The sequence below is a fragment of the Ignavibacteriales bacterium genome, from assembly GCA_016709765.1.
Lineage (GTDB): Bacteria > Bacteroidota > Ignavibacteria > Ignavibacteriales > Ignavibacteriaceae > IGN3.
Map to the genome: position 1 here is coordinate 529062 of JADJMD010000012.1, position 25577 is coordinate 554638.

General features: G+C 32.0%; 27 protein-coding genes. 8 read left to right on the forward strand and 19 right to left on the reverse strand.

What is annotated here, in order from left to right:
- Nucleotides 1–49: 49 nt before the first annotated feature.
- Nucleotides 50–2881 carry an excinuclease ABC subunit UvrA gene (gene uvrA / locus IPJ23_08160; GenBank protein MBK7630661.1) on the reverse strand — a complete coding sequence of 944 codons (2832 nt, stop codon included), beginning with the start codon at nucleotides 2879–2881 and terminating at the stop codon, nucleotides 50–52.
- A gap of 107 nt (nucleotides 2882–2988) precedes the next feature.
- On the opposite strand from uvrA, the gene IPJ23_08165 reads away from it, so the two are divergent.
- Both IPJ23_08165 and IPJ23_08170 read left to right on the forward strand, forming a co-directional pair.
- Nucleotides 2989–3609, forward strand: a complete 621-nt coding sequence (locus IPJ23_08165; protein MBK7630662.1) for a YigZ family protein — start codon at nucleotides 2989–2991, stop codon at nucleotides 3607–3609.
- Nucleotides 3610–3697: 88 nt separating this feature from the next.
- The gene (locus IPJ23_08170; protein MBK7630663.1) at nucleotides 3698–4144 is read left to right on the forward strand and encodes a MarR family transcriptional regulator; all 447 of its coding nucleotides are present in this window, start codon (nucleotides 3698–3700) and stop codon (nucleotides 4142–4144) included.
- 122 nt (nucleotides 4145–4266) lie between these two features.
- Here the strand turns inward: IPJ23_08170 and IPJ23_08175 are convergent, their stop codons facing one another.
- From IPJ23_08175 to pgeF, 13 genes are all read right to left on the reverse strand, one after another.
- Nucleotides 4267–4575 carry a hypothetical protein gene (locus IPJ23_08175; GenBank protein ID MBK7630664.1) on the reverse strand — a complete coding sequence of 103 codons (309 nt, stop codon included), beginning with the start codon at nucleotides 4573–4575 and terminating at the stop codon, nucleotides 4267–4269.
- 112 nt (nucleotides 4576–4687) lie between these two features.
- Entirely contained in the window at nucleotides 4688–5329 is a 642-nt protein-coding gene (locus IPJ23_08180) for an O-methyltransferase (protein MBK7630665.1), read from the reverse strand.
- 25 nt (nucleotides 5330–5354) lie between these two features.
- Nucleotides 5355–7328, reverse strand: coding sequence for a S8 family peptidase (locus IPJ23_08185; GenBank protein ID MBK7630666.1), 1974 nt, complete (start codon nucleotides 7326–7328; stop codon nucleotides 5355–5357).
- A gap of 72 nt (nucleotides 7329–7400) precedes the next feature.
- Complete coding sequence (gene lepB, locus IPJ23_08190; GenBank protein ID MBK7630667.1) at nucleotides 7401–8243, reverse strand: signal peptidase I; 843 nt, start codon at nucleotides 8241–8243, stop codon at nucleotides 7401–7403.
- A 25-nt stretch (nucleotides 8244–8268) separates the two neighbouring features.
- Nucleotides 8269–10062 (reverse strand): elongation factor 4, encoded by a 1794-nt coding sequence (lepA, locus tag IPJ23_08195; protein MBK7630668.1) that lies wholly within the window; start codon nucleotides 10060–10062, stop codon nucleotides 8269–8271.
- Nucleotides 10063–10151: 89 nt separating this feature from the next.
- Nucleotides 10152–11099, reverse strand: coding sequence for a hypothetical protein (locus IPJ23_08200; GenBank protein MBK7630669.1), 948 nt, complete (start codon nucleotides 11097–11099; stop codon nucleotides 10152–10154).
- A 2-nt stretch (nucleotides 11100–11101) separates the two neighbouring features.
- A complete protein-coding gene (locus IPJ23_08205; protein MBK7630670.1) occupies nucleotides 11102–12187 on the reverse strand; it encodes a glycosyltransferase family 9 protein in 1086 nt (361 codons plus the stop codon).
- A gap of 6 nt (nucleotides 12188–12193) precedes the next feature.
- Nucleotides 12194–12388: a hypothetical protein gene (locus IPJ23_08210; protein ID MBK7630671.1), complete on the reverse strand. Its 195-nt coding sequence runs from the start codon at nucleotides 12386–12388 to the stop codon at nucleotides 12194–12196.
- 4 nt (nucleotides 12389–12392) lie between these two features.
- Entirely contained in the window at nucleotides 12393–13052 is a 660-nt protein-coding gene (locus tag IPJ23_08215; protein MBK7630672.1) for a deoxynucleoside kinase, read from the reverse strand.
- Nucleotides 13039–13578, reverse strand: a complete 540-nt coding sequence (gene folK / locus IPJ23_08220) for a 2-amino-4-hydroxy-6-hydroxymethyldihydropteridine diphosphokinase (protein MBK7630673.1) — start codon at nucleotides 13576–13578, stop codon at nucleotides 13039–13041. Before folK ends, IPJ23_08215 begins: the two co-directional genes overlap by 14 nt.
- 3 nt (nucleotides 13579–13581) lie before the next feature.
- A complete protein-coding gene (gene folB, locus IPJ23_08225; GenBank protein MBK7630674.1) occupies nucleotides 13582–13953 on the reverse strand; it encodes a dihydroneopterin aldolase in 372 nt (123 codons plus the stop codon).
- Nucleotides 13954–13996: 43 nt separating this feature from the next.
- Nucleotides 13997–14914 (reverse strand): EamA family transporter, encoded by a 918-nt coding sequence (locus tag IPJ23_08230; GenBank protein ID MBK7630675.1) that lies wholly within the window; start codon nucleotides 14912–14914, stop codon nucleotides 13997–13999.
- The gene (gene pgeF, locus IPJ23_08235) at nucleotides 14911–15645 is read right to left on the reverse strand and encodes a peptidoglycan editing factor PgeF (protein MBK7630676.1); all 735 of its coding nucleotides are present in this window, start codon (nucleotides 15643–15645) and stop codon (nucleotides 14911–14913) included. Before pgeF ends, IPJ23_08230 begins: the two co-directional genes overlap by 4 nt.
- 121 nt (nucleotides 15646–15766) lie before the next feature.
- Between pgeF and IPJ23_08240 the strand changes: the two genes are divergently transcribed.
- Genes IPJ23_08240 through IPJ23_08260 form a run of 5 tightly spaced genes read left to right on the forward strand, consistent with a single transcriptional unit; the run spans nucleotide 15767 to nucleotide 21276 of the window.
- Nucleotides 15767–16756: an SGNH/GDSL hydrolase family protein gene (locus tag IPJ23_08240; GenBank protein MBK7630677.1), complete on the forward strand. Its 990-nt coding sequence runs from the start codon at nucleotides 15767–15769 to the stop codon at nucleotides 16754–16756.
- Nucleotides 16757–16807: 51 nt separating this feature from the next.
- Nucleotides 16808–17587: a 5'/3'-nucleotidase SurE gene (surE, locus tag IPJ23_08245; GenBank protein ID MBK7630678.1), complete on the forward strand. Its 780-nt coding sequence runs from the start codon at nucleotides 16808–16810 to the stop codon at nucleotides 17585–17587.
- Nucleotides 17571–18437: a PhzF family phenazine biosynthesis protein gene (locus IPJ23_08250; GenBank protein ID MBK7630679.1), complete on the forward strand. Its 867-nt coding sequence runs from the start codon at nucleotides 17571–17573 to the stop codon at nucleotides 18435–18437. The genes surE and IPJ23_08250 overlap by 17 nt, the downstream gene beginning before the upstream one ends.
- The gene (locus IPJ23_08255; GenBank protein MBK7630680.1) at nucleotides 18437–20575 is read left to right on the forward strand and encodes a hypothetical protein; all 2139 of its coding nucleotides are present in this window, start codon (nucleotides 18437–18439) and stop codon (nucleotides 20573–20575) included. The genes IPJ23_08250 and IPJ23_08255 overlap by 1 nt, the downstream gene beginning before the upstream one ends.
- A complete protein-coding gene (locus IPJ23_08260) occupies nucleotides 20572–21276 on the forward strand; it encodes a ComF family protein (GenBank protein ID MBK7630681.1) in 705 nt (234 codons plus the stop codon). Before IPJ23_08255 ends, IPJ23_08260 begins: the two co-directional genes overlap by 4 nt.
- A 1-nt stretch (nucleotide 21277) precedes the next feature.
- Here the strand turns inward: IPJ23_08260 and IPJ23_08265 are convergent, their stop codons facing one another.
- The 4 genes from IPJ23_08265 to IPJ23_08280 are packed head-to-tail and all read right to left on the reverse strand — an operon-like array spanning nucleotide 21278 to nucleotide 24390.
- Entirely contained in the window at nucleotides 21278–22906 is a 1629-nt protein-coding gene (locus IPJ23_08265; GenBank protein ID MBK7630682.1) for an arginine--tRNA ligase, read from the reverse strand.
- A 28-nt stretch (nucleotides 22907–22934) separates the two neighbouring features.
- The gene (gene rsfS, locus IPJ23_08270; GenBank protein ID MBK7630683.1) at nucleotides 22935–23366 is read right to left on the reverse strand and encodes a ribosome silencing factor; all 432 of its coding nucleotides are present in this window, start codon (nucleotides 23364–23366) and stop codon (nucleotides 22935–22937) included.
- A gap of 2 nt (nucleotides 23367–23368) precedes the next feature.
- Nucleotides 23369–23863: a LytR C-terminal domain-containing protein gene (locus IPJ23_08275; protein ID MBK7630684.1), complete on the reverse strand. Its 495-nt coding sequence runs from the start codon at nucleotides 23861–23863 to the stop codon at nucleotides 23369–23371.
- A 14-nt stretch (nucleotides 23864–23877) separates the two neighbouring features.
- The gene (locus IPJ23_08280; GenBank protein MBK7630685.1) at nucleotides 23878–24390 is read right to left on the reverse strand and encodes a hypothetical protein; all 513 of its coding nucleotides are present in this window, start codon (nucleotides 24388–24390) and stop codon (nucleotides 23878–23880) included.
- 144 nt (nucleotides 24391–24534) lie between these two features.
- Here IPJ23_08280 and IPJ23_08285 point away from each other — a divergent pair, with 144 nt between their 5' ends.
- A complete protein-coding gene (locus tag IPJ23_08285; protein MBK7630686.1) occupies nucleotides 24535–25104 on the forward strand; it encodes an aminodeoxychorismate/anthranilate synthase component II in 570 nt (189 codons plus the stop codon).
- A 13-nt stretch (nucleotides 25105–25117) separates the two neighbouring features.
- On the opposite strand, the gene IPJ23_08290 is transcribed toward IPJ23_08285, so the two are convergent.
- A complete protein-coding gene (locus IPJ23_08290) occupies nucleotides 25118–25573 on the reverse strand; it encodes a RidA family protein (GenBank protein ID MBK7630687.1) in 456 nt (151 codons plus the stop codon).
- Nucleotides 25574–25577 lie beyond the last annotated feature (4 nt).

A 25577-nucleotide genomic window follows, 5' to 3' on the forward strand; every position in this document is an offset into this window, starting at 1 on the left:
GGAAGCAATCTCGATTAAACAACAGATCCACTCACATTGCACGCAATAACTAACGAGATTTCTTCAATTCCTTAACAAGATACTTTCCTGTTACACTTTTTTTATTTTTTATAATCTGCTCGGGAGTTCCTTCTGCAATTATCTTTCCACCAAATTCTCCCCCACCCGGACCAAGATCTATAATCCAATCGGCGGTTTTAATAACATCAAGATTGTGTTCAACAACAACAACTGTATTCCCTTTATCAACAAGTTTGTTAAGAACATTTAACAGAACCCGAACATCTTCAAAATGCAAACCCGTTGTAGGTTCATCAAGTATATACATAGTTTTGCCGGTGCTAACTTTGCTTAACTCTGTTGCAAGTTTAACACGCTGGGCTTCTCCACCAGAAAGTGTTGTTGCCTGCTGACCAAGTTTTATGTAACCCAGGCCAACATCGTGTATAGCTTTTATTTTCCTGTTTATTCTAGGAAGATCTTCAAAAAAATCTAATGCTTCATCAACACGCATTTCAAGAACATCAGAAATTGATTTAGTTTTATAAAGTACCTGTAATGTTTCCCGGTTATATCTTTTTCCCTGACAAACATCACAAAGGACATAAACATCGGGTAAAAAATTCATTTCAATTTTTTTCAATCCATCACCGCCGCACTCTTCACATCTTCCGCCTTCTACATTAAAACTAAATCTTCCGGTTGCATAGCCTCGCATTTTAGATTCGGGTAACTGTGCAAATAAATCACGAATGTGCGTAAACAATCCTGTGTATGTTGCCGGATTTGATCTTGGCGTTCTGCCAATTGGTGATTGATCAATCTCTATCACTTTATCAATGTGTTCCAATCCTTCAACTGATTTGAAAGGCAGCGGAACAACTTTTGACTTATAAATCTCTCTCATCAATATTTTTACAAGTGTATCATTAACAATTGTAGATTTTCCTGAACCACTAACTCCTGTAATTAATGTAAATGTTCCCAGCGGAATTTTTAGATCAATATTTTTTAGATTGTTACCACTAGCGCCTTTTAGCATTAAGGATTTACCTATTCCCTCTCGATGTTTTTCAGGAATTTCAATTCGCTTTTTATCATTTAGATAAGAAAGAGTTAACGAGTCGTATCCGTTTTTGGATTTTGTTAATTCCGAAGTTACACCAGCTATGCAAACTTCACCACCGTGTATACCTGCTGCGGGGCCAAGATCAATCATATAGTCCGAACTTTCGATCGTTTCCCTATCGTGTTCAACAACTATAACAGTATTTCCCAGATCGCGTAAATTCTTTAATGAATTTATTAGTTTAATATTATCACTTTGATGTAATCCGATTGATGGTTCATCCAAAACGTAAAGCACACCAGCGAGTTGAGAACCTATTTGCGTTGCTAATCGAATTCTTTGTGATTCGCCGCCGGATAAAGTTCTTGCTGATCTATCAAGAGTTAGATAATCCAATCCAACATTTAATAAAAAGTGCAATCTTTCAGTTATTTCTTTTAAAATAGGTTTTGCAATAATTGCATCCCTACCTTTTAATTTTAGATCACCAAAAAATTCCGCTGCACGATTGATTGAAAGCTTGGTAACTTCACTTATATTTTTTTCCTGAAACTTAACTGACAAAGACTCTTTCTTTAATCTACCACCTCCGCAAGTTTGGCAAGTTGCGGAATTCATGTAAGCTTCAACCCATTCCCTTATCTGGTTTGATGTTGTAGTTGAATAATAGTTTTTCAGATAACTCATCACACCAGCAAATCTATGAAGATAAGTTACAGGTTTTCCTTTACCGTAATTGTAAGTGAAGGAAATTTTTTCAGGACTACCATTAAGTAATAAATCCTTTTGTTCTTCTGTTAGATTTTTAAGAGGAGTGTCAAAATCAAATCCAAATTTATGCCCAACACCTTCCAACTGGTTGAAGAACCAGATTGATCTTGGTTTGCCAAGTGCGGCAATGCCCTCTTCATTTATTGATTTGTTCCAGTCGGGAATAATCAAATTAAGATCAAGCTGTTTTATTTCCCCAAGTCCCTCACAATCGCTACAGGAGCCATAAGGTGAATTGAATGAAAATGAATTTGGTGCAAGTTCACGATAAGAAATTCCACAATCTAAACAAGCTAGATGACGACTGTAAATTTTATCACTCCCATCTTCATCAATAATTACAATTCCATTTCCATAATTAAGAGCAACATCAACGGATTCAGTTAATCTGCCACGCGATCTTTCACTCGCATTCACTTTATCAATTGCAATTTCTATGTTGTGGATTTTGTAACGATCAACATGAAACCCTTTTTCAATTTCATGATATTCACCATCAACACGAACTTTTAAAAATCCATCTGAAATAATTTCTTCAAATAGTTCGCGGTAATGTCCTTTTCTTCCACGTATCATAGGAGCAAGTACGTTTACTTTTTTGCCGGATTGATTTTGAATTATTGTATCAATAATCTGTGCTGAAGTTTGTTTGGTTACCGGTTTGCCACAGTTGTAACAATGCGGAACTCCGATTCGTGCGTAAAGCAATCTTAAGTAATCATAAATCTCTGTAACTGTTCCAACTGTAGAACGGGGATTTCCTGAAGTTGATTTTTGTTCGATCGAAATTGCCGGACTTAATCCTTCAATCAAATCAACTTCCGGTTTTTCAAGCATATCCAAAAACTGGCGTGCGTAAGCAGAAAGTGATTCGATGTATCTTCGCTGACCTTCTGCATAAATGGTATCAAACGCGAGTGAAGATTTTCCTGAGCCGGATAATCCTGTTATCACAGTAAATGATTCGCGTGGAATTTCTACATCAATGTTTTTTAGATTGTGCTCACGTGCACCTTTAATAATTATTGTTTCTTTTTCCAATGTCCGTCAAATCTTAAAAATTAGAATTAAATTTTCAAACAGTTATTTTAGGAATAGTGATATTGATAAACAAATAATTTTAGCATGGATTATTCATTCGCACGCATATGTTACCTGAACAAATAAAAACGATAAAAGATTTTCAAGCAATTTCCTTCAAAGAAAAAGCTTCGGAATTTTTAGCAATAGTTTATCCTGTTGATAATGAGGAATCTGCACTAAATCTTTTAAGAGAGGTCCGAAAAAAATATTATAATGCAACACATCATTGTTATGCATACAAACTTAGAAATGGCGAGGAAAAATATTCTGATGATGGGGAACCAAATGGAACTGCTGGAATCAGAATCCTAAATGCAATTCAGCATTTTAATTTAACCGATGTTTTAGCAGTTGTAGTGCGTTATTTTGGCGGAACCAAGCTTGGTGTTGGACCTTTAGGAAAAGCTTACTACAACGCATCTATTGAGGTTTTGAACATATCAGAAATTAAAGATCAAACTCTTTTTCAGAGGTTGGTGATTGATGTAGAGTTTAACTTTATAAGTCACGTTCATCGTATCATTAATCATTATTCTGCAATCATTGCCGACTCCGAATATTCCAGCAATGTAAAATTTAATTGTTGGATTAAGCCCGCTGATTTTGATAAAATAAATGCTGAATTATCAAATCTTACTAATGGGCAAATCTTGATTAAGTTATATCCGGATATAAAATATTTTTAAAATTTTCAAATCTGTACTTGATTTAATAATTTTTATTGGCGATATTTGTCACAGACAATAATTCATCAAAAACTAAACCGGAATTACCATGGAATTAAATCACAATGCTGAAATGTTGGCAAACTTAACTTTTAGTTTGTTAGCAAACTGCCAGGAAAAAGAAATTCGTTTGGCAGAAGTGCATAGCTTAACTCAAGCAGAGTTCAGATGCTTAAGATTATTTGGTTCCGATGAGAGCATAAATAATAAAGCAATTGCTGAGAGAATGAATCTTAGTCCTAGCAGATTAACCAGAATCATTGATGGACTAGTTCAAAAAGAATATATCTTAAGAGAAATTGATCCTAATGACAGAAGAAACATGCGTGTTTCGTTATCTCGTAAAGGCCAGCTTCTTGTTCAGCAACTAAACAAAGCTTACATAGAAATTCACAAAGAAATTCTTGAGGATATTGAAATTGAGCAACATCAACCGTTAATTACTGCGATGACGCATTTGTTAACTGCTTTAGAAAAGTGGATTGCTAAAACTTAAATTGTTAAGTAATTGGGTTGTCTAAAAAAGCGCTTTGAAATGTAATTCCCGTGAAAACGGGAATCTCAAACGAATAATATAAAATAGATTCTTATCTTCGTGGGAATAAAGATAGAGTTACTTTAATTTCTTTTAAGATTGTTTAGATATTTTTTTATAATATCTAAATCTTCAACAAGCAGTTGGATGTTTTGAAATGAATTTTGGTTTAACTTTAAGTAACTCTCTTCAATAAACATTTTATTCTTATCATCCATTTTGAAAGTAATTTCTTTTAATAAAGAAGTTACTTTCTCCATATTTTCAGACAAATCTTTTTTGATGTGATCTACATTTTCAACTTCAGGAATTTTTGCACTATTCCTTAAAATTTTTAATAATCCGTTCACATACTTTCCGGTAAAAGAAAATTTTTCAAAATTCTCAATCATTCCATTATTGTTACAAACATCTATGATTACAATAAGATCTTCTTTTTCTTTAATAATTGATTCGAATATTTTTCGACTTCATTCAGAAAATTTGGATGCAGACTATTCATATCTATTTTTTTATACCAAATCCTAAACCGTCACCAATTGGAATAATCATTGAATCAAGATTTTTTTGTAAGATAAATAATTTATTAAAATCTCTGATGTGCTTTGTTGAATTCTTATACTTCTCAGGAACACTAGTGGATGCGGCGTAACCGTGCCATAGCAGGTTGTCAATTACAATTACTCCTTCTTTCCGTAAAAAAAGCATCGAAAGATCAAATAGTTTTTTATAGTCTTCCTTATCGGCATCCAGAAAAATAAAATCATATTTTTTATTCATTTGCGGCATGATACTTAGAGCATCACCTTGAATTAATTTTATTTTTTTTGTTAAACCAGATTTTTCAATATTCTCTAAAGCAATTTTAATGTTATCAACACTTTTTTCAATTGTGTGGATAGTAGAATTTTTAGTTAAACATCGTGCAATTCTAATAGTGGAGTATGCGATTGCCGTACCAATTTCTAAAACTCTATCAGGTTTATTAGTTGAAATAAGTTTTTCGATAAACTCGATTGAATGCCAATCTAAAATTGGTACGCGATGCACTTCTGCATACTCTTCCATTTCGTGTATCAGTTTATCTTCTTTCTTTCGAAAAGTATCTAAATATTTTTTTTGTGCAGGATATAATATTTTTGTCATTTGATTTCTCTAAATAATTTAATTTCTACTTAAGCAAGATAAGTTTTTTTCCAAAATGTTGGCTACCAACCTGAATTAAAGCATAATAAACTCCGCTTGCACAAAGGTAACCACGATCAGAATAACCGTTCCAATTAAACGAATTTATACCGGGTACTGTTATATCTGATACTGCTTTTACCTGTTGTCCTGAACCATCAATTAAGATTACTTTATAAATTTCTTTTCCCGGTGATACAAAATCTATCTTAGTAGTTTTATTTGCCGCAGGCATAAATGGGTTAGGATAAAAATCGCTTACTTCAGAATTAGTTAATGAACTTTGAACATCTAAATTTAGCGAAATAATATTAGAGCCATAATTAAATTTGAAGTTTCCGGATTGGGGAAATATATGACTAATGTTCAGACTATCCGTATAGATAAAATTAAATTCAACATGGTCGCCAATATTTCTTATGGGAAGAGAATAAGTAAAATTATAATCTCCTGATTTAGTCATTTGGTATGGTTGATAAAGATCATCAGCAATTTTAAAAACTACGCTTACTGAATTAGTGTCTATATTATTTTCCAGGATTATTTTGTGGATTATAAATCCATTATTTCTGAATTCAAGATTAGGAAATTCTATTGCATTCTTTGCAGATATAATTCCGTAACCAATATTATTATTTGGATTTATTGAATTTGAAGAAGTCTCAAGAATAATATTTCTCATCTGTGTATTCTTTAAATGTGGATGTGTAGATAAAAGTAAAGCGCCAATACCACTGGCAATTGGAGCAGCTGCCGAAGTTCCACGAGCAAATTTGTAACCATTATTTGTACCAGACACCGCGCCATAAGTATCAACACCATGTGCAACAACTTCCGGTTTTATCCTCCCATCGGATGTTGGACCACGACTGCTAAAAATCGCCAAACTACCAAATTCATCAACTGCTCCGACAGATATGACGTTGAAACCATCAGCAGGTGCAATAATGTATTTCCAGGGAACATTTCCTTCATTACCTGCAGAAGCAAATGTAGAAACGCCTCGTTCAAATGCTAACTCAACTGCTTTAGTTACAATGGTAGTTTTGCCATTCATATCATTGTATGAATATGAATATCCTAAGTCAAATGTATTATATCCAAGTGAGCTAGTTGTAATATCAACACCAAAGGATTCCATCCAAATTAAAGCTGCTGCATAATTATCTTCTTCAATGTGGGTTTCGCTCCGTATATCTTCAGTCTTTGCAAGTATGAACGATGAATTAAATGCTGGACCAATTAAAATACTATCTACAAATCCAGCAAGAATTGAAAACACATAAGTGCCATGACTATCTTGACCGGTAATATCACTGGATTGATTTGCGGTAACTGAATCATCAAAAATAAAATCATATTCTGCAATTACATTTCTATCTTTTAAAGAATTATGCCTTTGCCAATCAAATCCGGAATCTAGAATTCCAATTAAAACATTTTTACCATTTATATTTTTTGAATGAACGCTTGGGACATCAGATAATTGCATCTGTTTGAGTGATGAACCATAACTATAATTTGTATCTAATGTTTTATATAACTGCTGTACAGGATTATTAAAAACTTCATTCTGAAAATAGATTTTTTTTACTGGTTCGATTGATTTTACAAATGGGAGTGATTTTAAAGATTCAATTTGTCCGGATGTTAAATATGCGGAAACAGAATTAAACCAATTAAGTTTTCGAATTATGTGAACACCATAAATTTCAATATCATCAATATAATTTTTGTTTATTGGAAGATCGTCGTAGGTAATAATATCTTCACCCATATTTTTTATTCTTCGTTCAACAGCTTTGGGTGAAAGATCCTGTAAAGCTTGACTATATGCAACACTATTTTTATTTAATGATTTGGGATTGTCCGCTCCTTTATCGTTAAAATAAATAAAGTATTTCTGCTGTGTAAAAACTTGAGTTGATAATATTATAATAAGTATTAGTATGTACTTCATTGCATCTTTTTTTGCGTAAAACTACAAAACGAGGGAACAATATCAAGCTTATAAATTTATCCAACTAAATATTTAATCTATCGATTGCATCAATCGACTAAATCTAATAGAACCAAAATAATCAGATATACCTGATGATTGAACAGGCATTTGAGACCAATAAATCATAAATGCTTTTCCAATTATCCATTCCTCTGGAATGTATCCAAAATAGCGGCTGTCTATGCTGTTCTTTCGGTTATCGCCTAATACAAAATAATAATCTTTTGCAAATACATATTCCCGGGTTGGCTGATTATTAATATTAATAACCGTCCCTTCAACACTAACAACTTTTTTTCCATAATCTGTATTGATAGCATTCTGCCATAGTAATATGCTTTTGGGATCAAGGTCTACTTCCATTCCTTTTTTAGGAATAATAATCGGGCCGTAGTTTTCAAGTGACCACTTATTGTTATAAGGAAAAAGATTTTTGTTAACATTTTCTATTGGATTTTCTTCAAGATTTAATTTTATGTAAGATGGATTGCGGTAGATTTTATGATTGATGTATAATATCTGGTCTTTAATTTCTATTGTGTCGCCGGGCAAACCAATAATCCTTTTAATCAAAACAGAGTAATCACTATCAGCCGGATCATAATAATTAGCTGGAATTTCAAATGCTATGACTTCATTAAACTTTGGTTTTCCAGTGGAAATTAATTCTGTTCTCGCCAAACGATTACCGGTGAAAGGAACCTGATGTGGTGTAGCTATTGCGTAGGCAGCTTTATTAACTAGTAAAAAATCACCCACCAATAAAGTGTTTTTCATAGAACCGGTTGGAATTTTAAAAGCATCTATTATAAATGTTTTTAAAACTAACGCAAGAATTAAAACTAAAACAAGAATCTTTAATAAACGTTTCATTTACAAAGTTCTAGATTATTATATATTATTCATCTATTTGTAATACCGCTAAAAATGCTTCCTGAGGAATCTCAACGTTACCAACTTGTTTCATACGTTTTTTACCTTCTTTTTGCTTTTCCAAAAGTTTTCTCTTTCGGGAAATATCGCCACCGTAACATTTTGCAAGGACATTTTTTCTTAATGCCTTTACCACCGATTTTGAAATTACTTTTGTACCGATAGCCGCTTGAATATTTATTTCAAACATCTGTCGAGGAATTAAATCCTTAAGTTTTGAACTTACTTTTCTTCCCCACTCAAAAGATTTACTTCTGTGTACAATCATTGATAATGCATCCACAGGCTCACTATTTAATAGTATATCCAGCTTGACTAAATCAGATTCGCGATAGCCAATATATTCATAATCAAAGGAGGCATAGCCGCGAGTTGATGATTTTAATTTATCGTAAAAATCAAAAATTATTTCCGCAAGCGGAAATTCAAATTGAAGATCAGCACGAGTTGGATCTAAATAAGTTGTGTTTATGTACGTACCTCGTTTATCCATCGCAATTTTCATAATGTTACCAACGTATTCACTCGGCGTAACAATTTGAGCCTTCATATAGGGTTCTTCAACTCGATCAATATTACCAACATGCGGCATTTCAGCTGGATTATCTACAATAATCTTCTCACCTTTTTTAGTATAAACTACGTATTCCACGTTTGGAAGTGTGGTGATAATTGATTGACCATGTTCCCTCAAAAGTCTTTCCTGAACAATTTCCATATGAAGCAGACCAAGAAATCCGCATCTAAATCCAAAACCAAGAGCAGCAGAAGTTTCAGGTTGATAAATCAATGCAGAATCATTCAAGCAAAATTTCTCTAATGCGTCTCTTAAATCTTCAAAATCATCAGAATCAGTTGGATATAACCCGCTGTAAACCATTGGTTTTACATCTTTGTAACCAGGTAGCGGTTCGATAGCACCATTTCTAACGTGCGTTATTGTATCACCTACCTTAGTATCGCGAACATCTTTAAAACCTGCAATCAAGTATCCAACATCACCAGCAGATAGTTCATTTGATTTAATTTTTTTTAATCCTAAAGTTCCAATTTCTTCAGCTTCAGATTCTTTATGAACCTTAAAGAATTTTATTTTTTCATTCGTCTTTAAAGTACCTTGAAATATTCTAACGTAAGCAATCGCTCCGCGGTAAGCATCAAACACCGAATCAAATATCAAAGCCTGTAAGGCTGCATTTGGATCACCCTTTGGAGGTGGAATTCTTTCTATCACAGTTTCCAGCAACTCAACAATACCGATTTTAGATTTTGCACTGACTAAAATTATATCTTCCTTGTTGCAGCCAATTAAATCTATTATCTGGTGTGATACTTTATCAATCTCAGCGCTTGGCAAATCAATTTTATTAATAACCGGAATTATTTCTAATCCCGCATCAGTGGCAAGATATAGATTGCTAATTGTTTGAGCTTCAACTCCTTGGGCAGCATCAACAACTAAAATTGCTCCTTCGCAGGCTGCAAGTGATCGTGAAACTTCGTAAGTAAAATCAACGTGACCAGGAGTATCAATTAAATTTAAAACATATTCCTGTTTATCTTTTGCACGATAGTGCATTTGAATTGCGTGGGATTTTATAGTTATGCCGCGTTCACGTTCCAGCTCAAGATCATCTAAAATTTGATCTTTAGCTTCTCGAGCAGATACAACGCCGGTAGTTTCAAGTAAACAATCGGCAATAGTTGATTTACCGTGATCAATGTGCGCAATAATGCAAAAATTTCGAAGGTTATTCATATTCTCTTAATAATTAGTGTGCAAATATACTTAGGTAGTTAGTATTAAAAAAGATTTGTCTATAGTGGCTAAAACAAAGTGTAAATCATCTATTTATCCTTGTTAATCATATCAAAAACAACCCCTTCACGTAATGCATATTCTGAAAGAAGTATTTTTTTTATATTAAAAAGTTCAAAAGCTTTTTTTAAGATGATTAAACCTGCGGGAATGATATCTGCACGCTTAGTTTCAATACCAGGAACGCTCATTCTTTCGGATGGTTTTTTCAAACCCATTACAAATGAATAGATTTCATTAAACTCTGATTTATCGAATGAATATCCATTTAATCTAGGTTTGATCTTTGATTTATTTTTAGATTGTTTTATCAAACAAATTGTATCAACAGTGCCCGATGAACCGATCGCAAAATCAAAATCTAAATCCGTTTTAATCTTAGGGTTTGATCTTATTTGCCACTCAACATATTCACTGCACTCTGTTATAGCTGATTCTGTAATAACAAAATCAGGAAAGAATTTTTTTGACAATCTAACCGCTCCAACTTTTACACTCTCGGCAAAAATAGGAGAGCCATTTACTCCGTATATAAATTCTGTACTGCCTCCGCCAATATCAATTCCCAAAACTGATTTATTGGCAATGGGTAGAGCATTCTTCATCCCAAGAAAAATAAGATTTGCTTCATCTGTTCCCTCGATAGTTTCAATTTCTATTCCAGTTTGATCAAACATTGTCTTAATAAACTCAACTTTATTTTTTGCTTCTCTTACAGCACTTGTAGATACCGCTCTTACATTTGCTTTATAATTTTTAATGAGACTTGAAAAAATTTTTAAAACTGAGATGGCTTTATCGGTTTCTTTCTCGGAGATAAGGCTAAGATCCTTACCAAGCTCGGACCCTAATCTTAAAAACACTCTTTCTTTGTCCAACAGTTTTAACTCTCCCCTATCATTTAATTCAGATATAATCAAATGAAAAGAGTTAGTTCCGATATCAATAGCAGCAAATCTTTTAGGAGGAATAATCATTTTTATTTTTTCAAGATAACTTTACAGACATTAAATACATCTTCTACTTCAACATCATCTATCAAATCTGATTTACGCAGAAATATTTTATTTTTACCGCAAGGTGCCCAATTAAATGGATTGGTTGGTCCAAACAAAGATATTTGCGGAGTTGATGTAGAACCCGCAACGTGCATAATTCCTGTATCATTAGTTATAAACAAATCTGATATTGAAATTAAAGCCGCAACTAGAGGAATTTGTTTATTAACAAACATATATAGTTTACTATTTGTATTTAAGTTAATAAATTCCAGTTCATCTTTATCTGCATCAGATCCGGTAAGATAAAATGTACAACTGTATTCTTTGTTTAACTTATCAATTAGTTCTAAATAATTTTTAAGTGACCATCTGTTAGCCGGCTTACCTGCGCCCACATGTATGCCTATTATTAATGATTCAGAATCTTTTACAATATCATACACAAAGTGCCTAGCTTCTTTTAAATCAGAATTATCAAAATAAATTTCAGGATTTAAATTGTTAGTATCGATTCCAAATGGTTTTACAATTTCCAATATATGTTCAGAAACATTTGAATCAGGAAATTTTCGCCAATCTATACTAACTCTTCTATCAAAAAAGAAAGCACTGTTATTTGGTCTTCCATCAAGCGAATTTGGTCCGATTCTAATTTTACTATTTGATAGGCGAGCAACTAAATTACTTGTAAAAGAAATTGATACCGTTACAGGTACAATCGCAACATCAAATTGTTTTCTAATTTTTTTTAGAAAAGCTATAAAATTAATTGGATTAAAAAGTTTTGATTTATCAAACACGATCAACTCATCAATAAATTTGCTTTTAACAACACCCTGGTAATTTTGGATACTTGATAAGAGAGTAACATGCGAGTTTGGATATTTTTCTTTTAGTGCTCTAAACAAAGAAATTCCTGCTAGCATATCGCCAAGCTGATTATGCTGTCGTATTACTAGAATTCTTTTTACTTCACCAAGGTTTTTGTCAGTATTTTCTTTTATTGCAAATATTTTTTGTAGGATTGAGTACAGAAGCTTAGATTGGAATGAATTACCAGCCATTATAAATTAATTCTTTTTTTCGTCTTCAGGTTTAATATCAATATAATTGGCTTCTTCAACATTTTCAAATTTAGATTTTTTCTTTTGTGCTTCATTTTTTGTTGTTGAACCAGTACTACTTTTAAAAAAATAACCAAGAACTGATCTAACAGTACGAAATAAGATTATAAACAAAAGGAAGTATAAAATAAACCTTAACATAGTTCTAACTTAAACTTTTACTCTCAGGTTTAAAGTATTCAAATACACCACGATCTTCTCTAAATATCTGTCTGAATAATTCATCAAAGTCTTCATCGTTATTAACAAAATCAATATCGGTAGAATTAACTATCAGAAGAGGAGTAGAATTATATCTAAAGAAAAAATGATTATAGGCATTACTTAATTCTTCAATATAACTTCTAGTAAGATTTCGTTCTATTGATCTGCTGCGTTTTTTAATATTAAACATAAGTCTATCAAGGCTGGATTGAAGATATATTACTAAATCCGGCTTTCTTAAATTTCTAGATAGCAGTGGAAAAAGATTTTCATACAACTTGAGTTCCTCTGCGGAAAGATTTAAATATGCAAATATTTTATCTTTATCAAAGATGTAGTCACAAACAATAAAATTGGTAAATAGATCTTCCTGATTTAGTTCTTCCTGCTGCTTAAATCGGTTAATCAGAAAAAACATTTGAGTTTGGAATGCAAATCTTTTTCTATCGTTATAAAAATTTTCTAAAAATGGATTTGCCTCAAATTGCTCAAGAATCAATTTTGATTCTAATCTTGCTTTTAATTTTTTAGCAAGAGCAGTTTTACCAGCACCAATTACTCCTTCAACTGCAATAAACTTTATATCTTCATTCGATGCCAAGATATTTTTCTTCCGTAGTTAATGGTTCAGTTATTTTATTAATAATATTTTTTGTCTTTAGATCTGTAACAAAATCAACTATTTTTTTATTAAAAACAGGATGAACTTTATCGGGTTCAATTTCAAATAAGGGAATTAGTACAAAATCCCTATAAATTATACCTTTATGTGGTAAAGTAATAATTTCATCGGAAATAATTAAATCATTATAGAATAAAATATCCAAATCAATTTCGCGTGGGCCCCATTTTTCTCGTTTTATTCTTCCGAGCTTTTGTTCTATGTTTTTTAATTCCGCAAATAACTCGTGTGGATTTAATTTAGTTGATATTTTTACTACGGCATTAAAATAATTTTCCTGTTCAATGTCTCCTAACGGAAGCGTTTTATAAATTGATGAAACCTTTTCTACCTTAGATTCCACTATTACATTTATTAATCTTATTGCTGATTTAATATTGTTTGCTTTGTTTCCAACATTTGATCCAATACCTATGAATGCGATATTAAATGCTTGCTTATTCAATTCTTAAATATCTTTTCTTTCTTTAATAATCTCAACTTCAACACAATCTACAACTCCACCTAAAGGTGGATTATTTTTTCTAACTCTAACAGCAATTTTTTCGATTTCGAGAAAATTTATTAATAGTTCATCAGCAATTTTATTTGCAACAGCTTCAATCAAATAATACTTTTGCTCAAGTGCAAGATGATACAATACTTTATAAACTTTATGGTAATCGATTGTCTGATTCAACGAATCCTTTTTTGCAGCATCAATAAAGTTTGTATAGATGTCAACATCGGCTTCAAACTTACCACCAACACTTTGCTCTTCGCTCATAACGCCATGATAACCGTAAAAAGTTGCGCGCTTTATTCTGATAATATTTTGCATCAAACTAACCTATTTTTTCTATTTAAAATTAAACATTAAATAATTAATTGTTTGTCTTATATTTTAACTGTTTTTTGGAGATGAATGGTTGAAGATTTGCAAATAATAATCCAATCAAAACTAAAATGCTGCCAATTATGTGCTCGGTTGTTAAAACTTCTTTGTAAAATATCCAACCAAGTAAAAGTGCAACAATGGGCGTAATAAAAGCAATCAGTGAAAGCAGAACAACATTTATTTTTTTCATCAACCAGTAAAAAGAAGTAAAGGTAACTACACTACCGAAGAATGCAAGATAAAGAACAGAAATTATTGCTGTATCATCAATTTTTATTTTTGATAAATCTTCAGTTAAAAACCCGAAAAGCAAACCGGAAAATCCAGCAATCAGCATTGGAATAAAATTCATAGAAAGTGGGTTTAAATGCTTTCCGGATTTTTTTAGCGTAACAGCAATCCAAGCTTGTATTATTCCGCTCAACACAACAGCAATCATTCCCAGAAACAGATTTGAAAAATCAGCCGTAAATGAATCCGAAAAAATCACAATGATTCCAAAAAATCCTAAACTCATTCCAAATATTTTTAGTTTACCAATCGTCTCTGCTGGCATCCGATAAAAAGAAAATAAAGCAACAAAAAATGGATAAACTGCAAACAATACAGAAGCTAAACCTGACGGTACAAATTGCTCTGCCCAATAAACTAGACCAAATGGAATTATAAATGACATAAATCCCATCAACAAATAAAGACGTATTGATTCTTTATCCTTCTGCAATGAGATTCCACGTAATTTCATTAAAATTACAATGAAAAGCGAAGCAAACGTAAATCGTGAACCAAGTGAGATAAATGGAGTCAATGATTCCAAACTTGCTTTTATCGCAAGCCACGTTGATCCCCAAATCAAGCAGAGCAAAACATAAACTAATATTATTTTAAGTGGTGTTGATCTCATTCTTTAATTGCAATTACTCCAATTGATCTTCCTGAAAGATTTCCATCTCTACGATATGAATGCAGCAAATTTTCATATTCAAAAGTACACAGCTTTGATTTTTGTATTTGATTTTCTGGTATACCAAAATTCTTTAAAATATTATAATTAATTCCGCTAACATCTAATAAAAACTTTTTGCCGTTTGGTTTTGAAAAAGACTTATCAAACAATTCTGCAACTTCACTTCCAACTTCATAATTTGCTTTTGAGATTGATGGACCTATGTAGCAAATCATATTTTCCGGATTAGATTTGAATTCATCGTGAAGTTTAAGGAGAGTTTTTAATAATATTTTTTGTTCTGTACCCTTCCAACCGGAATGAACCGCTGCAATCACTTTATTCTTTTTATCATAAATAAATATTGGAGTACAGTCTGCAACGGCGATTGCAATTCCAAGATTTTTTTTATCAGTAATTAACGCATCACTTGCGCCATTGTCGCCGCCACATCCAATAACCTGAATAATATCGGAATGGATTTGTCTTTGATAACCAACATTGTCAACAGATAGTCCCAACGATTTAAAAAAATCTCCTCTGTTTTTATCAACTGTATCCTTATCATCTCCGACAGAGTAAGATAGATTAAAGTAGTACGGCGCTTTACAATCGGATGAAATTTTTGTGCTAAACCCAAAAATAATTTCCGGATATTTTTCAAATATGTGTGGTTTAAGTATGTACATTTATTACAAACAAATTTACAGAAAGATAAGTTATCAATTACATTAAAATAATTGGGATGTGTTAGTACAATCAATTAATTTCGAATAAGGTTTAATAAATTATTATTTTTGAACAGGTTTTATGCGGCTTCAAATATTCAAGTATTTTAAGGTTCTGTTTTTTAATATAATTGTTATTACTCTACTTTTTCTGTTTTTAGAATTGTGTATAAGAATTTTAATTCCAGAAATTAAACTAGCAGGAACTTCTACATCACTCTACACTGATTCAGTATATGCTAATTCACCTGGTTTGAAACCGAATGCTAGTGGTTTTTCTAATGGTGCTTTCAAGTTGACTAATAAGTTTAGATGCTGGAATTATAAAAGGAGCGTCTCGAAAGATTCAAGAAAAATATTGATTCTTGGGGATTCGGTTACAATGGGGCTTGGTGTAGGTAATGATTCGACTTTTACAGGAATTTTAAATTCAGAATCAGACACAATTGATTATTTAAATCCTTCATTAATGGGATATTCTTCAGAAGACTATTATACTATTTCTGATTTTTTCTTATCCAATAATATGACAGGCTTAAGAATTAATGCGGTTCAGATATATTGGACATTGAATGATATCTATTCCAACTACCCTGATAAAAATGCACCAGCATTTTCAGCGGGAGATTTTTTATTTGATATAGTCTATCAATTAAGTAGAAATTCCAAAGCATACATTTTTATTAAGAATCTTTTCAGCGACAGGCCTAAAGCATACTACCAGTATGACAATCAATTTTATGTAAGCGACAATCCTTTTTTCATATCAGCTATGAAAGATCTGAGAGAGGTAATCTTAAAATGTCAGACAAAAAATATTCCAATCTCAATTATACTTCTTCCGTATGAATATCAAATAAGAAATCTCGGTAAACCTGCATTCTTTGAACCTCAAAAATTAATAAAAGCCAATTTGGATTCTATTGATGTTGAATTAATCGACTGTGCTTTTGCTTTCAAAGATCATATTAAAACCTCTAATAAATATTATCTTTGGGGAGATGGAATTCATTTTTCTGAGGATGGACATAAATTGATCGCAGAGTTTATCAAGGATCAGAAATCTAAATAAATAGATTCTACAAATTTTTATTCGTTAAACAAATTATTAGGGAGCCTTTAATTGAAAATTTTAGTATCAAATGATGACGGAATTGATTCAGCAGGAATTTTTGCTTTAGTAGAATCTTTGAAGTCTATTGCAGATGTAACCGTTGTTGCACCGCATAAAGAACAAAGCGCGGTTGGTCACGCAATAACAATGCAAACACCATTGAGAGTTTTTGAATATCAAAAAAATGGTAAATTTTTTGGTTACGCAATTGATGGAACTCCTGCTGATTGTGTAAAAATTGGTATGCGTAATTTAATGCCTTCTCCCCCTGATTTGGTAGTATCGGGAATCAATCATGGATCAAACACTGCAATAAATATAATTTATTCGGGAACAGTTTCCGCTGCACGTGAAGCGGCAATAATGGATGTCCCTTCAATAGCAATTTCTGTGGCTAGTCATCAGGTTTTAGATTTTTCTTTTGCGTCTAATGTTGCAAAAGTTCTATCAGAAGAAGTTTACAAGCGCGGCTTACCAATTGGAACAATGTTAAATGTTAACGTTCCAAACTTACCGGAAAAAGAAATCAAGGGTATGTTAGTAACAAAGCAGGGAAAATCTAAGTGGGATGATATTTACGAAATGCGAATTGACCCATATGGCAGAAATTATTATTGGCTTACCGGAAATTTAATGGATGTTGATAAATCAATAGATTTGGATCAAGCCGCCATAAAAAATAATTATGTTTCTGTATCACCTATTCATTTTGATCTTTCTGATTATCAAACTTTTGATAAAATGAAAGAATGGAAAATTGAGAATCTGCTTAATGGCAAAAGAGATTGAGATTTTTCAAATAGATGCTTTTACTAAGAAAGCATTCCTGGGTAATCCGGCCGGGGTAACTTTGTCAAACAATCTTTCTGAAAATGAAAAGCAGATGATTGCTAAAGAAATGAATCTTTCTGAAACTGCTTTTATTAGCAAATCAAGTATTGCGGATTATAAACTTCAATGGTTTACACCAACCAAAGAGGTTGCTTTGTGTGGACACGCCACAATCGCTTCACTTCATTATCTCTTAAAAAAAGGACTTCTTTCTGATAAACAAAAGGTAACTTTTGAAACTCTTTCCGGAATAATTAATTGTTCAGTTGAAAAGGGTAAGTATTTTATGCAAATACCGACTCCGCAATTAACTGAATTTGATGGTTGCAAAGAAGAGATTTTAAATGCACTTGGAATTAATAGAGTTGATGTTTCCGATTTACCTTTTATTCTGCTTGATAACGGTTATCTTTTCATTTTTGTTAATACTTTAAATTCACTTTTTCATATCAAACCTGATTTTAAATTGTTAACGGAGTTGAGCGAAAATAAAAAAGAGTTTTTTGATATAGCAGTTTTTACAACTGAAACAATAGAAGATAATTCTTCGGCACATTTAAGATTTTTTGCACCTTATCACGGAATCGATGAAGATCCAGTCACAGGTTCAGCTTGCGGCCCATTATTGCTTGTGTTGATTAAACTCGGTTTAATAAATAATTATGTAAATGATACACCGATGACAATAGAACAGGGAGATGTTTTAGGTAGAAAAGGAAGAGTAGATGTGAATTTTAATTCAAATAAAAATGAATTAACTATTTCGGGAAACGCAATTACAGTAATTAAAGGAAAGCTGAATTTTTAATGTTTGGATTTGAAAAAATAGATTTAAGTTTTTCATTTAATTCCGTCTACTTTTTTATCGCATTGATATTGTTATCTGCTTATTCTTTTTACATTTACAGATTCACACTTCCGCCTGTCTCAAAATTAAAAAGAGCAATTTTAACGTTACTGCGTTCTTTAGCTTTAGCACTCTTACTATTTATTTTCTTTGAACCTGTGTTAACACTTACAAAGAAAAATATTTTAAATCCATTAAATCTATTCTTTTTTGATAACAGCAAATCAATTAGAATAAAGGATGGCACAAATCGAATTGAAGAAATAAAAAGTTTAATGGATCAAACAAATTCATATTCATTAAACGGCACTAAACAATTTTACTCGTTTGGATCATCTGTGAAGCAAGTTGTTTCAGATAGTTTATCTAAGCTAGATTTTTCAGAAACAGCTTCTGATTTCTCAAAAATCTTCTCGAACATTAATCAAACTGAAAACAATATTTCTTCTATTACAATTATATCAGATGGAGTCATAACAGAAGGTTCAACTCCTATTTATAGTGCCGAAAAACTTGGGATACCAGTTTTCACTGTAGGTATTGGTGATAGTGCAAGAAAGAATGATGTTGAGGTTAAAAATGTAATTAATAATGAATTTATATATGCAGAAACTCCCACAACAATTCTTGCAACTATTTTGAATAAAGGTTTTTCAGGCAAAACATCACAGGTTTCACTTTATGAAAATTCACAATTGCACCAACAAAAGAATATAATTTTAGACGCAAGTGGTGTTAATTCAATCTCTCTTGATTACACACCTAAGCAAAGCGGAGAAAAAAAACTAACACTCAAAATGAGTAATCAGGATGGTGAGTCAACATATCTAAATAATAAAAAAGTTTTTTACATAAATGTTTTAAGTAATAAAATTAACATTTTACTCATTGCTGGAAGTCCATCCGCTGATTTAACCTTTATAAAAAATTCTCTTAATACTGATGAAAATCTTCAAGTTAATACGTTAACTCAAATCGTCGCAGGCAATTTTCTTGAACAAAATCCTCAATCCAAACTTGATAGTGCGGATATAATTTATCTTATTGAATTTCCAACAAGACTAACAAGCGATAATTTTGTTACACAATTAAAGAATAAATTAGAAAATAAGAACACCCCTTTTTTTCTTTTGCTTTCAGGAGAAGTTGATCTAAGTAAGTTGAACCGCATTCGTAGTCTTCTGCCATTTTCTATTCAAATGATGGATAAAAATTATTTACAAGTTCAGCCAGATGTGCAACTTGATGAGTTAAGCAATCCGGTTTTACAGAATAACTCCGTAAATGACTGGAATAATCTGCCCCCAATTCCTCAACCTATTATATCAATTTCTCTCAATCCAGAAAGTAAGCTACTGTCTAAAGTTCGGGTAAATAATCAACCTAGAAACAATCCATTAATTGTAAGCAGAAACTTGGGTTCGAAGAGATCATTTTCTATCATTGGAAAAGATATTTGGAAATGGAAATTACAAACTGCCTCAAAGAGCTTGAATCTGTTTGATAATTTCGTTTTAAGCTCAGCTCGATGGTTAAATGCCCCTGATGATCAGAAAAAAGTTAGAATAAAAACTTCAAAGAAAATTTATTCATCCGGTGAAATTGTTGAATTTTCTGCACAAGTTTACGATGAATCTTTTAATCCTGTAAATGATGCTGAAGTAAAACTACAAATCAACAGCAAAGATTTTAAAACATCTATAAACCTATCCTCCATTGGCGGTGGATTATATGAGCAAAAATTTTCACCTGAAATTAATGGAGATTATTATTTTACCGGAAGTGCCTCAATTAATGGGAAGTATTTAGGTGAAGATAAAGGATCGTTTAATGTTGGTGAGATAGATATTGAGATGATTGATAATAGAATGAACTTTGAATTTTTAAATTTATTAGCTACTCAAACAAACGGCAAATATTTTAGTCCAAATAAATTTACCGAACTTTTAAATACACTTAGTACACTAAATGCAAATGCTTCAAAAGAAAAGTTATTAACTTCAGAAATAAGACTTTGGTCTGATGAATGGTTGTTGATAATTGTTATTCTGCTTTTTGCTACTGAATGGTTTATCCGCAAACGAGCAGGAATGCTATGAGTTTTTTGGGGGCAACAAAATATTTTTCAAATAGCTTGGTTGATTTTGTACTTCCAAGATTTTGTTGTTCCTGTAGAAATAAACTTGGCTTAGATCAAGACACAATGTGTAGTGATTGCTTCGCTAAAATTCAAAGATCCACCCAAGATAGATTACAGCGTGAGTTTAATAGAAAATTTGCGGGCAAAAATATCATCTCTGATTTTTATGCACCATTTGTTTTTGAAAAAGACAAAGAACTTCAGCACGCAATTCATTCATTAAAATATCAGAAGAAATTTCGAGTTGGAATTTTTCTTGGTAAAGTTTTGGCCTACGCAATCAAAACTTCAAAACCTGATTTAAAGATTGAATTAGTTATTCCAATTCCATTGCATCAATTAAAAAAAGCAGAGCGCGGATACAATCAAGCCTATTATATTGCAAAAGGTGTAAACCAAATACTCATTACAAAAGTATCAGATCAAATTGTAAAAAGAATCAAGTACACAGAATCCCAAACAAAAATGAATCTAAATGAACGCGAAGAAAATATTTCAAACGCATTTAAAATAAATAAGAAAAATACTGTCGTGGGAAAATCTATTTTATTGTTAGATGATGTAATTACTACGGGGGCAACGATTTCTGAGTGCGGCAGAATTCTTTTGGAAGCTGGCGCAAATAAAATTTATGCTGCATCAATTGCAATTGCTGATTGATTTACATTTGTTCAGGTGCAGAAACTCCAAGAATACTTAATCCATTTTTTATAACAATCATCGCTGCATATGCTAATGCTAATCTTGCTTCAGCCAGATTTCTTTCACTCCCTAATATTCTACAAGACCGGTTAAATTTGTGGTAAGCACCTGCTAAATCGTACAAATATGTACAAAGTTTATGTGTTTCTAAATTCTCTGCACTGTTAAAAACTTCTTCTTTAAAATTGTGAAGCACTTTTAGTAACGCTTGTTCATCTTCATGTATTAGCAAATCTAAATTACCAGTCGAGACTTCAAGATGTTCTTCTTTTACCCTTCTAAGAATTGAACTTATACGTGCATGAGCATACTGGAGATAGAAAACCGGGTTTTCATCAGATTGTTTTTTAGCAACCGCTAGATCAAAAATCATGTGGGAATTTACATTACGCATATTAAAGAAGTATCTAACAACGTCTTTTCCAACTTCTTCATTCAATTCATCCAACGTTATATAGTTAGCTTTTCTTGTGGACATTTTTACGACTTCTCCGCCATCCATAATCGTAACAAACTGATGAATTAAAACTTTTATTTTTGAAGCGTCATAACCTATCGCATTTAACCCTGCCATTACATCTGGATATGTTGCATTGTGGTCTGACCCAAAAAGATCAACCAATAAATCATAACCACGATCAAGTTTAACAGCATGGTATGCAATATCAGGCAGACGATAGGTTGGCTCACCAGTATTTTTAACAATTACTTTATCTTCTGCTTGTCCAAGTTCAGAAAGTTTTAACCAAACAGCATTATCCTTTTCGTAAGAAAGATTTTTTTCTTTAAATGTTCTTAAAAGTTTATTAATCTTTCCGTCTTCATACAAAGTATTTTCATTAAAAAATATTTTATGATTTATTCCAAGATTTGTTAAAGATTTCTTAATATCAAAAAAGATTTCCTGCTCCGCAGTATCTTTAAATATGGATTCAGGATCATCATCAGATAATCTATTACCATGCTTAATAAACAATTGCATAGCAATATCTTTAATGTAATCTCCTTGATAGTAATCTTCAGGAAAATTAACTTTATTACCTAATGCTTCAAGGTAACGTAATTTTACTGAATCACCCAATACCCGCATTTGCCTACCAGCATTGTTAAAATAATATTCTCTATCAACATCATAACCAACCCACTCAAGCAGATTTGCAACGGTATCGCCTACTACCGCATTTCTTCCGTGCCCAACAGTTAAAGGTCCTGTAGGGTTGGCAGAAACAAACTCAACATTAGCCCTTTTACCTTTGTACTTAGTCGATTTTCCAAAATTTTCTTTTTTATCAAGAATTTCCCGAATAATTTTAGAAACATAAGCTGGCGTGAAGAAAAAATTAATAAACCCTGGTCCCGCAATTTCTGTTTTTGCAATGATAGATTCTTCAATATCCAATGAATCAATAATCTCTTGGGCTATTGCTCTTGGATTTTTTTTAAGGGTTTTGGTAAGCAGCATCGCTACGTTGCTAGACAAATCACCATGTTCTATTAATTTTGGAATATCAAATGAGATTGGGATTTCTTTCAGTTGAGGGATTTTGTTTTCAGCCTCTTTAAATGCGGAGTAGAGATATTCTTTCAAATGAAACTAACTTATATTAAATGATAAATTATTTTGTAGTCTTTTTTTTAGGTGTCTTTGTTGCTGATTTAGCTGTTATTTTAGCCTTTGGCTTAACAGTTTTTTTTCTTAAAGCAGGATCAACAACTTCAACAGTCGGGGCATCACCCCAGAGTTTTTCAATGTTATAAAACTCGCGTGCATCTTTCTTAAATACATGAACAACCACGTCAACATAATCAAGAAGAATCCAGGTAAGTGCAGTGTAACCTTCTTTATGCCAACATTTAATTCCTTCATCCCTTAAACTTTTATCAACTTCATCAGCGATTGCCTTAACCTGCGTATCTGAATCGGCAGAACAAATAACAAAAAAATCAGAAAATGTAGCAACGTGGCGTAAATCTAGAATTTTAACATCATAGCCTTTTTTATTAAAAATAAGATCAGCAATTTTTTCAGCAAATAATTTTGAATCCAATATTAGCTCCCGCTTTTTTGAAAATAATTTTTATAGTCTTTTCCAATTACAATAGTAAGATCTAAGAAATAGCTTGCATTTTTTTCAGTAATAATAAACCTCTTATCAAGATTTAAAGAATCTGCAACTCGGTTTGCAGTTTCAGTTTTTCCTAGTCGATCAATTATAAACGTATTATCGATATCAAATGATCTATAATTACCCGTCTTAACAACATCAATGCCCTTGGCTCTAAGAATATTTGTTAAGCCATCTCCAACTCCCGTTACACCGCAGCCGTTTAAGACTTCAACTTGAATTAACTGTTGAACATTCTGCGGTTTTGTATTTTGGTTATCTTTTGAAGCAATTAGCCCTGTTTTATCCAAAACTGAGTATAATAAGAAAACTGCAAACAAAGTTAGGATTGCTGATGCAATTATAAAGAAAAGGTTTGTATTTTTTTCTGAGCCTGAATTTATTGAAATGCTTTTATCTTTATTCTCTTTTTCCTGCAAAATAATTCCTGCGATTAGTACCTAAAGGAATTATAACCTGAGCCGAAAAATCCATCGTTAAATGAATTACCATAAAATCCATTATACCTGTTAAATGGATCATAGAAGTAATTTGGTATGTTTCTGTATTGAATAGAAATAGATACATCATCCCAAGGACGAAAATTGAAAGCGGCTTTACTTACATAAATTCCTTGAATCGAATTTTGAAATTCTTTGCCTAATGAACTGTAAGGACTTGTAACAAAACTTGCATCCAACTGTAAGTTCATTTTGTCTGAAAATTTATACATCATACTATTTGTGTAAGTTGCCAAACTCATTCCCTGCCCCGCAAAAGTTGAGTAAGATAATCCGAAAGAATGATGCATACTAAAATTATCAGGATTAATAAATCCAAATAATGAATTAGATGAATTGTTCATTATTCCATCTTTTGGCCTATCGGTTTCAAATACTGGATCTTTAAACTGGGCATTGATGGAAATGGATATTAGCACAACAAATACAAATAAATACTTTTTCATAATTTTCTTAAATTTTTCTAAACGATTTTATAGAAATATCGGGTTAATGTCAATGAAACTAACAATACTTTAGACGATCAACTATGCTAATTTCCTCATTAATTCTGATTATTTCAATCAATATTTTTTATTTATTTTGATTCTATGAAAATATTAGTAGTGGATAATTATGATTCCTTTACTTTTAACCTTGTTCAGCAACTTGGTGCGCTTAATTGCAAGGTTATTGTAAAAAGAAATGATGAATTATCTTTGAAAGAAATATTAAAAGGAAATCCGGATAAAATATTAATTTCACCTGGACCTAAGAAACCAGAAGATTCTAAAATTTCTTTAGAAATAATTAAAGAATTTGGTGAAAGAATTCCAATACTTGGAGTTTGTCTTGGACATCAAGCTATAGCTTTAGTTTTTGGCGGTAAAGTTATAAAAGCTGATAAGCCTGCTCACGGAAAAACTTCTAAAATTTTACACGATAATAAAAAGTTATTTAAAGATATTCCTCAAAACACTGATGTAATGCGTTACCACTCTCTTATTGTTGAAAAAGAATCTTTATCAAATGAAATTGAAATTACCGCGTATACCAATGATGGAATAATTATGGGAATCCGTCATAAAACTTTTTCAGTCGAAGGAATTCAGTTTCATCCAGAATCAATACTAACTCCGCATGGCACAAAATTAATTTCAAATTGGCTGCAATCTACATAAGATTGATTTTTAATTAATCTATTCTTACAATCATTTCAATTTCAACTGATGCGTTAAGTGGAAGTGCTGTAACACCAACAGCACTGCGAACATGCTTTCCTGCATCACCAAATATTTTTCCAATCAATTCTGAAGCACCATTTGCAACTTTTGGCTGAGACGTAAAGTTTTCTGCACTTGCAACAAAAACAGTTAGCTTTACAACTTCAATAATCTTGTCAAGATTACCGATCACCCCTTTTATTGCAGCAAGACAATTTAATGCACAAATTTCTGCAGCTTTCTGTCCTTCTTCTTCTGTTAAATCTTTGCCAACTTTGCCAGCATAATTTATAATACCTTTTACTAAAGGCACTTGGCCTGAAGTCATTATAAGATTGCCGACTTGCTTTGCTGGTATGTATGCAGCCAAAGGTTTTGCAACTTCAGGAACTTCAAAACCAAGTTGTCTAATTTTTTCTTCTATCATAATA

Excerpts from the sequence above, each read along its gene's own strand:
- IPJ23_08165 (MBK7630662.1), top strand. The coding sequence starts at position 2,989 with ATGTTACCTGAACAAATAAAAACGATAAAAGATTTTCAAGCAATTTCC.
- IPJ23_08170 (MBK7630663.1), top strand. The coding sequence starts at position 3,698 with ATGGAATTAAATCACAATGCTGAAATGTTGGCAAACTTAACTTTTAGT.
- IPJ23_08175 (MBK7630664.1), bottom strand. The coding sequence starts at position 4,575 with ATGATTGAGAATTTTGAAAAATTTTCTTTTACCGGAAAGTATGTGAAC.
- IPJ23_08180 (MBK7630665.1), bottom strand. The coding sequence starts at position 5,329 with ATGACAAAAATATTATATCCTGCACAAAAAAAATATTTAGATACTTTT.
- IPJ23_08185 (MBK7630666.1), bottom strand. The coding sequence starts at position 7,328 with ATGAAGTACATACTAATACTTATTATAATATTATCAACTCAAGTTTTT.
- lepB (MBK7630667.1), bottom strand. The coding sequence starts at position 8,243 with ATGAAACGTTTATTAAAGATTCTTGTTTTAGTTTTAATTCTTGCGTTA.
- lepA (MBK7630668.1), bottom strand. The coding sequence starts at position 10,062 with ATGAATAACCTTCGAAATTTTTGCATTATTGCGCACATTGATCACGGT.
- IPJ23_08200 (MBK7630669.1), bottom strand. The coding sequence starts at position 11,099 with ATGATTATTCCTCCTAAAAGATTTGCTGCTATTGATATCGGAACTAAC.
- IPJ23_08205 (MBK7630670.1), bottom strand. The coding sequence starts at position 12,187 with ATGGCTGGTAATTCATTCCAATCTAAGCTTCTGTACTCAATCCTACAA.
- IPJ23_08210 (MBK7630671.1), bottom strand. The coding sequence starts at position 12,388 with ATGTTAAGGTTTATTTTATACTTCCTTTTGTTTATAATCTTATTTCGT.
- folB (MBK7630674.1), bottom strand. The coding sequence starts at position 13,953 with ATGCAAAATATTATCAGAATAAAGCGCGCAACTTTTTACGGTTATCAT.
- IPJ23_08230 (MBK7630675.1), bottom strand. The coding sequence starts at position 14,914 with ATGAGATCAACACCACTTAAAATAATATTAGTTTATGTTTTGCTCTGC.
- pgeF (MBK7630676.1), bottom strand. The coding sequence starts at position 15,645 with ATGTACATACTTAAACCACACATATTTGAAAAATATCCGGAAATTATT.
- IPJ23_08240 (MBK7630677.1), top strand. The coding sequence starts at position 15,767 with ATGCGGCTTCAAATATTCAAGTATTTTAAGGTTCTGTTTTTTAATATA.
- IPJ23_08250 (MBK7630679.1), top strand. The coding sequence starts at position 17,571 with ATGGCAAAAGAGATTGAGATTTTTCAAATAGATGCTTTTACTAAGAAA.
- IPJ23_08255 (MBK7630680.1), top strand. The coding sequence starts at position 18,437 with ATGTTTGGATTTGAAAAAATAGATTTAAGTTTTTCATTTAATTCCGTC.
- IPJ23_08260 (MBK7630681.1), top strand. The coding sequence starts at position 20,572 with ATGAGTTTTTTGGGGGCAACAAAATATTTTTCAAATAGCTTGGTTGAT.
- IPJ23_08280 (MBK7630685.1), bottom strand. The coding sequence starts at position 24,390 with ATGAAAAAGTATTTATTTGTATTTGTTGTGCTAATATCCATTTCCATC.
- IPJ23_08285 (MBK7630686.1), top strand. The coding sequence starts at position 24,535 with ATGAAAATATTAGTAGTGGATAATTATGATTCCTTTACTTTTAACCTT.
- IPJ23_08290 (MBK7630687.1), bottom strand. The coding sequence starts at position 25,573 with ATGATAGAAGAAAAAATTAGACAACTTGGTTTTGAAGTTCCTGAAGTT.